A 13,358-nucleotide genomic window follows, 5' to 3' on the forward strand; every position below is an offset into this window, starting at 1 on the left:
TATAATACTGAATACGTACAACCTACGGGGTTGTAGGAACAAAGTGGAGGGAATCATGGCGAAGACACAGAGAATAGATAAGATATTATCAAATTTGGGATATGGCAGTCGAAAAGATATTCGGCAAATTTGTAAGAATGGACTTGTAAAAGTCGATGGCAAAGTAGTGAAAGATAGCAGCGCACACGTAGATCCTGAAAATAGTCAAATCATCATTGGAAATGAAGTTGTAAATTATAGGGAATTTGTATATCTTATGATGCATAAACCTCAAGGGGTCATATCTGCCACAGAGGATAACCGGGATCAAACCGTAGTGGATCTTTTAGATGAAGAGTACCTGCCTTTCTCCGTGTTTCCAGTAGGTAGGCTAGATAAAGATACAGAGGGACTACTTTTGTTGACCAATGATGGAAAGTTAGCCCACAATTTACTTTCGCCTAAAAAGAATGTACCGAAAACCTATTATGCAAAGGTTCTAGGTACCGTCACTAGATCGGATATAGAAAGCTTTAAGGAAGGCGTATTCATAGAGGAAGATTATAAAACCCTTCCGGCAGAGCTGAACATATTGAAATCTGACGAGATATCAGAAATAGAGCTGACCATATACGAAGGTAAATTTCATCAGGTAAAAAGAATGTTTGAAGCTGTGGACAAAACTGTCGTCTATTTAAAAAGACTTTCTATGGGAACTCTAAATTTAGACCCTACTTTACCATTGGGAGAATATAGAGAGCTGACGGAAGAAGAACTGGAAAGTCTACAAAATCTAGTACGTTAAGCGGAGAATGGACTGAATAAAATTCTGCTGGAAAAGATTTATTTCAGAATGAGTTGACATTGACAACTTATCATGTTAAGATATTAAACATTACAACTTTATAAAAATCCTCATCCTTTGGGTGGGGTAGAGGCGCGATTTATATTAGTACCCATGTGGAGGCTGGAAGCCTATGAAATATGGTGAAAGGATACATCGCCGAAGTTTCAGATACCAAAATCTGTTGCTGGGTCTACATCGAATAGGTGTAGGACTGTCATCATTGTACTTGCTCGGTACTTTGATGTTGTGCTATCTCCACGTTGAGCCAAAAAGGAGGGTAGGATTGTCTTAGCTTTGCTATGTGTATACAAGCATCTGACAATACTGTCAGGTGTTTTTTTGTTGTTTAAAAAGTGAAAATGTACTTTTGAAAAACCTAAGAAAAAACAGAATAAAAGGAGATGTCATATTATGAGAAGAAAAATAACAACTTTATTAGCAATATCCTTACTATCGATTTTTGTACTAGCTGCTTGTGGACCAACGAAAACCGCTGGTGGCTCTGGAGGGAAAGAAAAGTTTGTAGTTGGACTGGAAGCGGCATATGCACCATTTAACTGGACACAAATGGATAACGCCAATGGCGCAGTGCCTATTGAGGGAACAGCAGAATATGCTGGAGGGTATGATGTAGAAATTGCTAAAAGAGTTGCAGAGGGATTGGGAAGAGAATTGGTCATCGTTAAGACGGATTGGGATGGTCTTCTTCCAGCTTTAACATCTAATAGTATTGATGCCATTGTGGCAGGGATGTCACCAACACCAGAAAGATTAGAGGCCATCGACTTTACAGATTTTTATTACAGCTCTGACTTAGTAATGGTTGTAAGAAAAGACGGAAATTATACCAATGCAGAATCCATTCAAGATTTCAAAGGTGCAAAGATTACAGGACAGCTGAATACATCCCACTATAGAGTCATCGATCAAATCAATGGCGTAAAACAAGAACCTGCATTTGAAAGCTTTAATGTTATGAGAGTGGCTTTGGAATCTGGAATTATAGACGGTTACGTATCAGAAAGACCAGAAGGAATCAGTGCTTCCGCTGCCAATGAAAATTTTATAATGATCGATTTTGAAGAAGGAAAAGGTTTTAAAGCATCGGTGGAGGATTCCGCTGTATCTATAGGAATTCGAAAAAATAGTGATCTTACAGAACAAATTAATACCATACTGGAAAAAATTTCAGAGGAAGAACGTCAAGAAATTATGAACAAAGCTGTATTGAGTCAGCCCATCACAGTGGATTAATTCTACAGAATGAACTTAAGGCCGAATGGTTTGGTATTCGGTCTAATTTAAAGGAGTGAAAGATATGTCATTAGAGCTACTGATTAAAATTTTCAACGATTATGGTCCCATGTTTGCTCGTGGTGCATGGGTTACACTATATATTTCAATAACGGGTACAATGGTCGGTTCTGTGATCGGTTTATTAACAGGAATTGTACGAACGATTCCAATGCCGGACAGAGGCTTCAAGAGAGTATTACTTAAGGTGGTCAACAGCTTCATATCCATCTATATAGAGTGTTTCAGAGGAACACCGATGATCGTGCAGGCAATGGTTATTTATTATGGGGTTGCACAGGCATTTGGAATCCAGATGAATCGGACCTTTGCAGCTTTAATCATCGTATCCATCAATACCGGTGCATATATGTCCGAAATCGTTCGAGGCGGTATATTATCCATCGACAAGGGTCAATTTGAAGCAGCTGAGGCCATCGGAATGAATCATATTCAAACCATGATCAATGTCGTATTACCGCAGGTTATCCGAAATATTTTACCTGCTACAGGGAACGAGTTTGTAATCAATATTAAAGATACATCTGTTTTGAATGTAATCTCCGTAACAGAGCTATTTTTTCAAACGAAATCAATTTCAGGGGCCACTTTTAAATTCTTCGAGCCCTATTTAATCACCAGCGTGATCTACTTAACCATGACGATTGTGATTACAAGAATACTTCGTTATATAGAAAGAAGAATGGATGGCCCAGCAAATTACATTATGGCAGGAAACCAAATGCAGGTGGAGACTGCTTTGGAAAACATAGAGAGTAGTAGAGAGAAGTATAGAGGAAAGGAGGCTGTATCATGGAAAAGATAATTGATATACAACATTTAAGCAAAGACTTTGGTAGCCATAGGGTTTTAAGAGATATTGATTTTTCTGTAAACAAAGGTGAGGTCGTAAGCATTATCGGGTCCTCTGGATCTGGTAAATCTACATTGCTACGCTGTATTAATTTATTGGAAAAACCAACCAGCGGTCAAATTATATATAATGGGGAAAATATATTAGATGACAAACACGATATTTACGCATATAGAACGAAGCTGGGCATGGTTTTTCAGCAATTTAACCTATTTAATAACCATGATGTACTGAGCAACTGTACCGTTGGGCAAGTAAAGGTATTGGGGCGTAGCGAGGAAGAGGCGAAGGCAGTTGCTATGAAATACTTAAAAGTAGTAGGGATGGATCAATATATCCATGCAAAAGCAAAGCAGCTATCCGGTGGACAGAAACAGCGTGTGGCCATAGCAAGAGCACTGGCTATGGAGCCGGACGTCATGCTATTTGATGAGCCGACTTCTGCACTGGACCCAGAGATGGTGGGAGAGGTACTAAAGATCATGAAGGATTTAGCTGAAAGTGGACTGACTATGCTTGTGGTTACGCACGAAATGGATTTTGCAAGGGAAGTATCCGACAGAGTTGTTTTTATGGACCAAGGTGTAATTGCAGAAGAAGGAGAGCCGGGTAAGATCTTTAATAATCCAGAGGAAGAAAGAACGAAAGAATTCTTAAAGAGAATTTTAAATAAGATGTAATTGAGAATAAGGGGTCCAGACACCTAAAAGTTGCTAAAACAAACATTTTTCTGTATAATTTAGGGGAGATAAAGGGAGCTATTTCGTAGGAATACTGAACCTAGAATTAGGAGGAAAAATTGTGAAAAAAAATGAAGAGATAGAATTGATCATAGATCAGGTTGAATTTCCTAATAAGGGAGTTGCAAAATACGAGGATCAAACCATTCGATTGAAGGGCGGTATCGAGGGGCAGAAGGTTCGTGCGAGAATTGCTAAAAATAAAAATGGCAATGTGGAAGCTAAAATATTAGAGGTTCTTGAAAAGTCCCCCTTAGAAACAGAAAAGGGATGCCACCACTTTGGTGTATGCGGAGGTTGTACCTACCAAACACTTTCCTATGAAAATGAATTGGCACTGAAGGAAAAGCAAATACGCAGTTTGTTTGAAAAAGAAGGACTTCATGTGAACTTCTTGGGAATTGAAGCCAGTCCTTCTATTAAAGCGTATCGAAATAAGATGGAATATACCTTTGGGGACGAAGAAAGAGGAGGGCCTTTATCTTTAGGTCTTCATATGAAGAATCGATTCTATGAGTCCGTTAATACCTGGGACTGTAATATTGTCGACGAAGATTTTACTTTAATTCGAGAATCCATAAGGGATTACTTTGAGCAGAAAAAAGTCCCTTTTTATAATAAAAGGCAGCATAAGGGTGTACTGAGACATTTGGTTATTAGAAAGGCAGTATCCAGTTCGGAAATACTGGTGAACCTAGTAACTACTAGCCAAAGTCCGATTCATCATGAGGCGCTTAAAGATATGATTCTATCGCTGAACTTAAGTGGAAGAATCGCAGGGATTCTCCATACCATCAACGATGGATTAGGTGATACAGTGAAAGCAGATCAGATGGAACTACTCTATGGAAGAGATTATATCGTAGAAGAACTTTTAGGCTTAAAGTTTAAAATTTCTCCGTTTTCATTCTTTCAGACAAATAGCTTAGGTGCGGAAAAGTTGTATACCATCGCTAGAGAGTTTGCAGGAGATATTGATGATAAAATTGTCTTCGATCTATATTCTGGAACTGGAACCATTGCTCAGATTATGGCACCGGTTGCCAAAAAGGTAATCGGTATAGAGATCGTAGAAGAAGCCGTTGAAATGGCGAAAGAAAATGCTAAGATGAATGGACTTGATAATGTTGAATTCATTGCAGGGGACGTCTTAGAGGCTGTAAATGATCTAAAAGAGAAACCAGATTTAATTGTGATCGACCCTCCAAGAGACGGGATTCATCCAAAAGCCATCCATAAAATTATCGACTTTAACCCAGATACGTTCGTATATGTGTCCTGTAATCCAGTGACTTTAGTAAGGGATCTGAAGGTGTTTATGGAGAGAGGATATAGGGTAGAAAAAGTGAAATTGATGGATATGTTTGCGAGGACGAATCATGTGGAGACTGTTTGTAAGTTAGAAAAGCAATAGAATTTAGTAATATCAATAGTTTAAGCCGCTGAGTGTGTAGATGACATTTGGTGGCTTTTTGTATGTGGAAACATATCTACTTGAAAATAAAAAAATGTAAATGAATGAGACCTTGGCAAGAAAAAAGAAAAATGTAGCAATTATACCTTCAAAAATAATTCATGATAGAAATATAAAACTAGAACTAAAGAAGCTAAGAGTAGCAGAGTTAGCACTATCTTAGAAGAACAAGAAAATAGTTATAAAGCACAAGCATCGTATTATATAGATAAGATAAAAGATAACCAAACTGGAAAAATGCAAGGATATATGAAGATGGTGGTAAGTCGGCAACTAATACAAAAAAGAGAGATGATTTCAATTCAATGATAGATAACTACATGGCAGGGAAAATAGATATGGTCATAACAAAATTTGTTAGCAGGTTTGCAAGGAACACTTGAGTTACTAATTACTATCTTAAGCAGTCAAGTACAATAGGAGAGTAGAAATCTAAGTGAGAATATAAAATGGGGTATGACAAGAAGGTTTAAAAATGGAATAGTATCAGTAAATCATAAGAAATTTTTGGGATATACAAAAGATGAAAATATTGAATTAGTCATAGTTCCTAAAGAGGCAGAGATAATAAAAAAATATTTAGGAAAGTAGCTAAAGAGATGAGATGAAATAACTATGATGGGTAGTAGGAAATGTATTTTTCAATTAAGCAATGTAAGACCATTTCTATAAATAAGTTTGATATTGCAAAATATAAAAAATAATCAGCTTTAAGAATATTATAAGAGACATATATTTGATATAATAATATATAATAAAATGTGAAAAAAGTAATAGCATGATTGAAATTTAAGAATCTTTTAGTTAAGTTATTATAAGAATTATGACAGAAAGCTAGGTGAATTATTTGTATAAAATTTTACTTATTGAAGATGATAAAAAAATTTCAATGCAGATACGAGAGTTTTTAGAAAAAATGGATTATAAAGTTGCTATTGCAAATTCTTTTGAAGATGCAATTGCAAAGATAAATGAATCTTTTGACTTAGCCTTGTTGGATATAAATCTTCCAGATAAAGAGGGCACTGGACTTTTAAGGATTTTAAAAGATAATAAGATAAGAGTAATAATAACTACAGTCAAAAATGATGAGAATTTTATAGTTAAGTCCTTAGATAATGGTGCAGATGATTACTTAACTAAACCTTTTAATCTAAGTGTATTAAGAGCTAGAATAGATGCTACTTTAAGAACATTTCCCATAAATTCAGGAAATAAAATTAAATACAAAAACTTTATTTTAGATATTGATAATGGAACTATTTATTATAAGGGCAAATCTGTAGATTTAGCTGCATTAGAATTTGAGGTTTTGTCACTATTTATAAAAAATCCTAATAGGATATTTACTAGAAATCAATTGTTGACAATGTTCTGGGAAGATAGGAATCAATTTGTAAATGATAATACCCTTACAGCTACAATAAAAAGAATAAGGGATAAGACTTCGATATCTATAATTACTACAATACGTGGGATTGGATATAGGATTGAATAATAATGATGTACTTATTGTGGATATTTAGTTTAACTTTTATATATTTAATAATGAAAAGAAAACAAAAAAAACGTATAGATGAAATTTTAGATTTAATAGATAGATTAAATCATCAAAATTATTCCATTCCTATGAAACAGGATTATTTTACAATATTAGAGGATCAAATTTATAAACTATTTCTTAGAATAGTTGAAGAAAAAGAACAGATAAAAAAACTTTCTAGGATACAAATAGAAAATTTAGAGAATATATCTCACCAAATTAAAACTCCAATAACTACCATGTTATTTGATTTAGAAATGTTAGAAAAGGATGAAAAAAATTCTAGAGAAATTGAAAAATTGATTACTCAATTAAATAGACTAAATTCACTTACAGAGATACTATTAAAAATATCTAATTTAGATGCTCAAATAGAAAATATGCAGTACGAAACTATATTAGTAGAGGAAATTTTTGATTATGCTTTAGAAATATTAGAAGAAGATGTAGATAGAAAAGGTATAAAGATTATAGAAGAATATAATGGAGAATATATATTTGTTGATTTTTATTGGATGAGCGAAGCTATAATAAATATTTTGAAAAATGCCATAAACTTATCAGAATGTAATACTATAAAGGTTAGAAGTATAGATAATCCTATATTTACCAATATATCTATAGAGGATAATGGTGGTGGAATAAAAAAAGAATATATAAATAAAGTATTTCAAAGGTTTTATAAAGCTCCAGATTCAAACGGTTTTGGGATAGGACTTTCAATGGCACGAACTATTATAGAAAATAATAATGGTGAAATAAAAGTAGAAAATGGAGAAGAAGGCGCTATATTCAATATAAAGATATATAAAGTAAATTAGCTTGAAGGATTTTAATTAAAATTAAAATCCTTTTTATTGTTATAATAATAGATAAAAATCACTTTAAAATCATTTTCATTTTATATAATTAGCGTAATAAGAAAATTAGGAGGATTAAAATGGAAATATTAAGGATTGAAGATTTAACAAAAATATATGGTGATGGTGAGAATAAAGTAAGTGCATTAGATGGTATTAATCTAAAAGTAAAAAGAGGGGAGTTTATTGCTGTTATTGGACCTAGTGGATCTGGTAAGTCTACATTACTTCACTTAATAGGTGGAGTAGATACACCAACAAAGGGAAAAATTTATATAGATGGAACAGATATTTCGAAATACTCTTCAAAAGAATTAGCCTTATTTCGTAGGAGAAAGGTGGGGCTTATTTATCAATTTTATAATCTAATTCCTAATATAACAGTAAAACATAATATTGAGCTGCCATTAAAGCTAGATAAGCGTTCAGTAGATAAATCATTTATGGGTAATATAATCTCTAAACTTGGAATAGAATCGAAACTAAATAGTTTTCCAAATGAACTTTCAGGAGGACAACAGCAGAGAGTTGCCATAGCTAGAAGTCTTATATATAGTCCATCTATAGTACTAGCAGATGAACCTACTGGAAATTTGGATAGAAAGAACTCTCAGGAGATAATAGATATTTTAAAATATTTTAATTATACTTTAAAACAAACTATAATAGTTATTACCCATGATGAAAATGTAGCATTACAGGCAGATAGAGTAATAACTATTATAGATGGTAAAGTTGTAGGAGATGAATTAAATGAATAAAAAAAATATTTCAATAATCATTTCTGTATTTATAGCTGCTCTTGTAGTTTCAATTTTGGGATATATTTTAGTAACTCAAAGATTAGAACATTATAACGAATCTAGACTAGATATGCCAGAGGATATAACTTTATATTCTAAGGTAGATAAAAAAATAATAAAAGAAATTGAAAAATTACCTAATGTAAAAGAAATTGGATTAAAATCGGATGAAAAATCTATAAAACTAGATGACAATATATTTATTTTAGAAGAATATGATGAAGTATATTTTTCTATGCAAAAGAACATTTTAAAAGAAGGTAAGTTTCCAAGAGAGACAAATGAGATATTAATATCTGAAAAAACTAGCAAAGAATTAAATCTTAATATTGGAGATACTAGGTTACTAGAGAAAGGAAACAGATTATTAAAGGGGAAAGTAATATCTCCTACAAGAGGCTATAATAAAAATGAAATGTTTGAAAAATCTGTATCACATGAATACAAAATCTCTGGAATATATAGGACAAAGAACAGTAATAATCTACAAAGAATTTATTCCAAGATAGATAATAGTAATAATCAATATTATCCTTGTATAAAGCTTGAAAAATTGACTAAAGTATATGAAACTAAAAGTGATATAAAGGATATTGTTGGAAAAAATAATTATATTATTGTGAATGAGAGTTTACTTAGAGTTTTTAGTATAGATGAAAATGGATTCAATATTTCAAGATTTTTAATAAATATGATATTAGTTCCTGCCATATTAATTATCATTTTCACCATGATGATAAAAAATATATTTAATATTTGGGGGATATATAAAATTAGAGAGTTTTCTATGTATAAATCTATAGGTGCTACGAATTTTCAAATATATAAACTTTTGTTTAAAGAAATATTTAAGATATCAGTTATTCCATTAATATTAGGCCAAATTTGTGGACTATTGATTATTAAGGCTGTTTTTATGAATTTGTTTTCTTTACAACAAAAACTAGTAGTTGGAGAAATATTTGAATTTAATTTTAATTGGAGTTCAATTATTTTAATAAACTGTATATTATTTGCTATTTTGATAATATCAACTACATTGCCAACGAGAGTAATTTCAAAAATAGAGATATTGGATGGATTAAAGGAAAATATTAAGAGTAAAAAATTTAAAAATAAAAAATCTGAAAATGTATTTAAAGAATTAGAGATAAATAATCGTAAATTATTAAGGCCAGCTTTAGTAGTTACTATAGTTGGGTTAGTTTTAACAGGATCTATTATTTGTATAAATACTATTGATAAATATAATAGAGAGAGATATAGCTATGACAGAGATTTTAATATTAAACTAAGATATAATACAGAAAATAATATATATCCAGAAATTTTTTCCAAAATAAAAGAAGAATTTCAACCAGAAAAATCATTTATTTCTATTAGTAAGCGATACTTCGTAGATACTTCCACAATAGAATATAGCAATGAATTTAATGACGTAGGATTTAATCCTGGCTTTGATGGAATATTTTATGATAAGGAAAAAAACTTATCGCATGCTACTTTAATAGGACTGGACGATGAAAACTTTTTCAAACTCACTAATAATAAAAATGATGTAGTTCTTATAAATCTTGTTCAAAAAGATTCAAAAAAATTCTATAAAGATGCAGAATTTATTCGATATTTAGATGAAGAAATTAATAAAATAGATGTAAAATTATTAGAGGATTTCAACACACAAAAGATCAAAATAACTAAAAAAATAGAGCATTTTATTGAAAATCAAGAACAAATAGATTTGTATGATATTGTATTAGTTACTTCTATTGATAATTTTCAGGAAATCATGAAAGAGTCTAGAAGAGAGTTTGAACGAAATGACATGGAATTTCCAATTTTATATTATAATATAGATATGAAATTTAAAGAAGAAAATGTTAGAGAATATGCTGATAGAATAAGATATATAATGGAAAATCATATTGATGGAAATGAAAAATATTCTGTGAGAGATAATATATTAGACAATAAAATGGAAGAACTTAATAATCAAAGTATATATTTTTTAGAGACCTTAATAGTGGTGACTGTAATTTTACTAAATATAGCCAATTCATACTCATCAACAAATCTAATGTTTTTTAATAGAAGGAGGGAAATTGGAATTTTATTAAGTAATGGAATGTATGATAAGGATTTAGAAAGGATGTTTATAAAGAATATGATAAAAGATATAATAACATCTATCATTTCATCAATAGTTATAATAATAGTATGTATAGGATCATTGATAATGACACTTCCTTATTTAGATATTGTAAAGTATATGGAAATGATTCCTTATGCACTTATTATAGGAATGTTTCTAATAATAACTATATCAAGCTATATCATATATTATTTTGCAATGAAGAAAGTAACAGGTGAAGATATCATTAATATATTAGTGAATTATTAGTGAAATAATTAAAATATAAGAATATTTTCTTAGAGAAATAAAGTATTTCAATATATATTTTATGTTTTGTCATTATTAATAATGTAAAACTTATATTTTTATATTATCACTGAAAAAAATTTATATGAAACAACAGATATAAATATATCCATATACCAAGGGGATAATATCAACTTATGACATCTTTATTGTCACCTCAAGGCACGTGGAGACGGTGGTTCTTTTGGAATGAAAATGGTGAGAAAAATCTAGGTTTTGATCACTCTTTTAGTTTGACAGTCCCGTGTGTTTGTAGTCAATGGAAAAAGAATGCGAAATATTGAAGTAGACAGGAGGTCAATATGACAATTGACAAGTACGGAGGAGATGGGGAGCACTTCCTCAAAGATTTGATGGATTTGATGGTACCAATAGAAGGTGGAATCGTTGAATTACGCGATTATATTAATGTGAATAAATGGATTAGTTCCGATTATACTTTAGCAGACCCTGGAAGGGAAAGTGACAGAAAGGTGATTATATGGACTGAAAAGATTGAACCTTTCTATGTAATGAAGTATCCGGTAACACAGCATTTGTATCATTTTGTCATGCATCAGGAAGAAGTAGAATCTAGTGCGAATGACATGCCAATTACAGAAGTTTCGTGGTTGGATTCGATTGTTTTTTGTAATGCATTGTCCAGAATACTTGGCAGGACTGAATGCTACACAATTACAAATGAAAGTGAAAACACTATATATAACAAGCAAGCGAACGGTTTTCGATTACTATCAGACGCAGAATGGCAGTATGCGTGTAAAGCAGGAACCAAGGGATATCGGTATGAAAGAATTGATAAGATTGCATGGTATCAAGAAAACTCAAATGGATCCGTTCATCAAGTCGGAAAACTGCTTCCTAATCCATGGGGTCTTTACGATATTATCGGTAATGTTTGGGAATGGTGCTGGGATTTGTATGATGCTGAACGATATGGAAACTATAGAGTTTTCCGTGGAGGCAGTTGGGCTGAAGTTGAAAACAATTGTGGTGCTACCAATAGAAGGAAAAGCATGCCTGATTTAAGGGTGGATGACCTTGGTTTTCGAATTGCACTTACAAAACTATAGGAATACTGTATAATCTCACGCATGGGACTAGGATGATGATTTTATTCAGTTGCACTACTGCTTGTAACAGTTCCAGTTTCACTTGTTCCATTATGTACAGTGGTGGACGTTACTACCACTCGATATGTATACCCTTTGGAAACTTTATGGGTTTCATAAAGGCGAACTCTATGGGAGTTGTCTGAATCAGAAAAGGTAGTGACCTCAGACCATTTTCCATTCTTATAGCTTTGAAGCTCTGCGGAAAGACTTACTTTAGAGGTAATATTCTTGTACCTTTCTACGGAAGCTGTGACTGTTGCTTTTCCTTTTGAATCAATAATCAAGTTTGTTGCCACCCGTTCTGTGTACTGCATTCTTGGAACAATAATAGATGTGTAAGATGATGATTTTACAGGTATTTTTGCTGGTACAAACAGCAATTCCTGTGTGTGCCAGCAAAAATACCGACAATCCTAAAGTAGCTAACTGGTTTTTCTTCATAAAAAATACCTCCTTCATAGGATTGTTACTTGTATTTTATTTTTTATATACATCTGTACCAATAGTAGATTAGTGGTATTAGCAACACGCTAAAAACGAATTTGTAAATAAAAAAATACATTTGACATTCATATGTTAGAGCATACAAAAAGAAATTGCTGAGAAGATATACAATGGTAATCCATATCATTTTATTTTTGCTTTTCATTTTAAAAAGTCGTTTCCATATAGTTGATTTTTTCATCTGCTTTTCACCTCCGGAGGCTATAAGGTTTCTTTCAACAACCTTCGCATTTTCTAGGGAATCTATAAAGTGTCTTTCATCATTTACACTAAAGTAATCATTTAACTCCGTGTCAAAATGAAAAAGCCAAATATCGTAGATACTCTTCTTTATTTTAAAAATTTCAAATCTATAAGAATTGTTCTTTAAAACTTCTTGATAGATCAGTTCTTCTGCTTGGCTATAATCATTGAAGGCTTCCTCAATAAATAAAGAATCCTCCTACAGACGAGGATTCTTCCATTTTATTTACATAATATTTATGATAATAATGATTAAAAAGAATACACACAATGATAACAAAATTCATCTTTCCTTTATAGATTTTAGAAAAATCATAGTATATTTCATTTTCTTTGGGGAGCCCATCTAACATTTGCGATATAAATCAATTGCTATGTTTTCAGTTATAATAGCCATAAATCCTTTTGTTCTGTGACTGTTAATTTCTTCTGTTTTATGCAAGTTGTCGATAATGCGTAAAAAGCCTGGTGAACAGCATCTTCAGATAAATGCTTATCTTTCAAAATTTTATTTGCCACATAAAACATTGTTTTCTCATAGGAGATGTAAAGCTCCTCAAATTTGTTTTTATCTTCTGGGGTATCTATTAAAGCTAAATAAAATAACATCACGGTACCTCACAAGTTTTTGAATGCTTAAATA

The 13,358-nt window shown here is 31.8% G+C and carries 16 protein-coding genes and 1 riboswitch; of the genes, 13 read left to right on the top strand and 3 right to left on the bottom strand.

The window, feature by feature from the left end; all coding sequences use genetic code 11:
- Positions 1-55 precede the first annotated feature (55 nt).
- The 13 genes from CLOS_RS03750 (at position 56) to CLOS_RS03795 (ending at position 11,926) form a co-directional block, all read left to right on the top strand.
- Entirely contained in the window at positions 56-784 is a 729-nt protein-coding gene (locus CLOS_RS03750) for a pseudouridine synthase (protein WP_012158594.1), read from the top strand.
- Positions 785-903: 119 nt separating this feature from the next.
- A riboswitch (Lysine riboswitch) is annotated at positions 904-1,086 on the top strand.
- A gap of 151 nt (positions 1,087-1,237) precedes the next feature.
- Complete coding sequence (locus CLOS_RS03755; protein WP_012158595.1) at positions 1,238-2,080, top strand: transporter substrate-binding domain-containing protein; 843 nt, start codon at positions 1,238-1,240, stop codon at positions 2,078-2,080.
- Between the two features lie 64 nt (positions 2,081-2,144).
- Positions 2,145-2,945 carry an amino acid ABC transporter permease gene (locus CLOS_RS03760; protein WP_012158596.1) on the top strand — a complete coding sequence of 267 codons (801 nt, stop codon included), beginning with the start codon at positions 2,145-2,147 and terminating at the stop codon, positions 2,943-2,945.
- Positions 2,933-3,673: an amino acid ABC transporter ATP-binding protein gene (locus CLOS_RS03765; RefSeq protein ID WP_012158597.1), complete on the top strand. Its 741-nt coding sequence runs from the start codon at positions 2,933-2,935 to the stop codon at positions 3,671-3,673. The genes CLOS_RS03760 and CLOS_RS03765 overlap by 13 nt, the downstream gene beginning before the upstream one ends.
- Positions 3,674-3,794: 121 nt before the next feature.
- Positions 3,795-5,147 carry a 23S rRNA (uracil(1939)-C(5))-methyltransferase RlmD gene (rlmD, locus tag CLOS_RS03770; RefSeq protein WP_012158598.1) on the top strand — a complete coding sequence of 451 codons (1,353 nt, stop codon included), beginning with the start codon at positions 3,795-3,797 and terminating at the stop codon, positions 5,145-5,147.
- 100 nt (positions 5,148-5,247) lie between these two features.
- Positions 5,248-5,370, top strand: a complete 123-nt coding sequence (locus CLOS_RS16395; RefSeq protein WP_330360314.1) for a hypothetical protein — start codon at positions 5,248-5,250, stop codon at positions 5,368-5,370.
- 82 nt (positions 5,371-5,452) lie between these two features.
- Entirely contained in the window at positions 5,453-5,590 is a 138-nt protein-coding gene (locus tag CLOS_RS16495) for a recombinase family protein (RefSeq protein ID WP_408626281.1), read from the top strand.
- Positions 5,591-5,663: 73 nt separating this feature from the next.
- A complete protein-coding gene (locus CLOS_RS16400) occupies positions 5,664-5,798 on the top strand; it encodes a hypothetical protein (protein ID WP_330360315.1) in 135 nt (44 codons plus the stop codon).
- A gap of 247 nt (positions 5,799-6,045) precedes the next feature.
- On the top strand, positions 6,046-6,705 hold the full coding sequence (locus CLOS_RS03775) for a response regulator transcription factor (protein WP_408626274.1): 660 nt from the start codon (positions 6,046-6,048) through the stop codon (positions 6,703-6,705).
- A gap of 50 nt (positions 6,706-6,755) precedes the next feature.
- On the top strand, positions 6,756-7,571 hold the full coding sequence (locus CLOS_RS03780) for a sensor histidine kinase (protein ID WP_198006318.1): 816 nt from the start codon (positions 6,756-6,758) through the stop codon (positions 7,569-7,571).
- A 119-nt stretch (positions 7,572-7,690) separates the two neighbouring features.
- Positions 7,691-8,371, top strand: a complete 681-nt coding sequence (locus CLOS_RS03785) for an ABC transporter ATP-binding protein (RefSeq protein WP_012158601.1) — start codon at positions 7,691-7,693, stop codon at positions 8,369-8,371.
- Positions 8,364-10,814 carry an ABC transporter permease gene (locus CLOS_RS03790; RefSeq protein WP_012158602.1) on the top strand — a complete coding sequence of 817 codons (2,451 nt, stop codon included), beginning with the start codon at positions 8,364-8,366 and terminating at the stop codon, positions 10,812-10,814. The genes CLOS_RS03785 and CLOS_RS03790 overlap by 8 nt, the downstream gene beginning before the upstream one ends.
- 341 nt (positions 10,815-11,155) lie before the next feature.
- Positions 11,156-11,926, top strand: a complete 771-nt coding sequence (locus CLOS_RS03795; protein ID WP_012158603.1) for a formylglycine-generating enzyme family protein — start codon at positions 11,156-11,158, stop codon at positions 11,924-11,926.
- Between the two features lie 41 nt (positions 11,927-11,967).
- Here the strand turns inward: CLOS_RS03795 and CLOS_RS03800 are convergent, their stop codons facing one another.
- The 3 genes from CLOS_RS03800 to CLOS_RS03805 form a co-directional block, all read right to left on the bottom strand.
- On the bottom strand, positions 11,968-12,252 hold the full coding sequence (locus tag CLOS_RS03800) for a hypothetical protein (RefSeq protein WP_049753775.1): 285 nt from the start codon (positions 12,250-12,252) through the stop codon (positions 11,968-11,970).
- Positions 12,242-12,409 carry a hypothetical protein gene (locus CLOS_RS15805; protein WP_156774388.1) on the bottom strand — a complete coding sequence of 56 codons (168 nt, stop codon included), beginning with the start codon at positions 12,407-12,409 and terminating at the stop codon, positions 12,242-12,244. The genes CLOS_RS03800 and CLOS_RS15805 overlap by 11 nt, the downstream gene beginning before the upstream one ends.
- 690 nt (positions 12,410-13,099) lie before the next feature.
- Positions 13,100-13,324 (bottom strand): RNA polymerase sigma factor, encoded by a 225-nt coding sequence (locus CLOS_RS03805; RefSeq protein ID WP_049753776.1) that lies wholly within the window; start codon positions 13,322-13,324, stop codon positions 13,100-13,102.
- Between the last annotated feature and the right edge of the window lie 34 nt (positions 13,325-13,358).

Origin of the sequence: Alkaliphilus oremlandii OhILAs (assembly GCF_000018325.1) — a bacterium.
Lineage (GTDB): Bacteria > Bacillota > Clostridia > Peptostreptococcales > Natronincolaceae > Alkaliphilus_B > Alkaliphilus_B oremlandii.